The 582-nt window shown below is 47.3% G+C and carries 1 protein-coding gene; it reads left to right on the forward strand.

Going from position 1 to position 582, the window contains the following annotated elements:
• Nucleotides 1-328: 328 nt before the first annotated feature.
• Nucleotides 329-582: hypothetical protein (locus JK635_RS29415; protein ID WP_202656463.1), on the forward strand; the 254-nt coding region annotated here is incomplete at its 3' end.

The raw sequence follows: 582 nt of genomic DNA on the forward strand, positions 1-582 counted from the left end.
CACCAGAAGAGGCTATTCCATTTACCGGAAAGTCTCACCTTTCGTTTACGAGCCGTCGATTTCCGTCAAGTTTGAATTAATCGCTGCGACGGCCCGTCCAAAATCCTCGTGAAGGCGTTTCAGTCTTGACTGGCGTATTGAAAATATCATTTACAAAGAAATACAATCCCGATTGTGATATTTCAAAATGTTGATGTATTATCGGGACCATCTGACTTCCTTCAGTTTGCAAAGGGCAGTTATAAACCGGTGTGGGTCATAACCGATCACCAGACAAATCGCAAAAACGTTTGGTCTTTTTCAACGCTAATCAACTTAGGACCCAATCATGTCTATCGCTCTCATCCTCAAAAACGCAACTGGCTCACTGTTCCCCGTTACCAATCCGGCACAGGGCAAACCCATCCTGGAAGGCTTCGTGGAGTTTGCTCTCGACGACAAGAAGGACGGCAAAAAACTTCGCCTGGAGGCCTCCGCCTGGTTGAAGGACAAAGATGGCAAAAAGTTCTACTCGCTGAGCATCGGCGGTATTTCCGCTGCCTTGTTCAAGGAGAAGGAATCGACAAACGACAAGTTGCCGGC

It is taken from the genome of Neobacillus paridis (assembly GCF_016765675.1).
Classification (GTDB): Bacteria; Bacillota; Bacilli; order Bacillales; family Cytobacillaceae; genus Neobacillus; species Neobacillus paridis.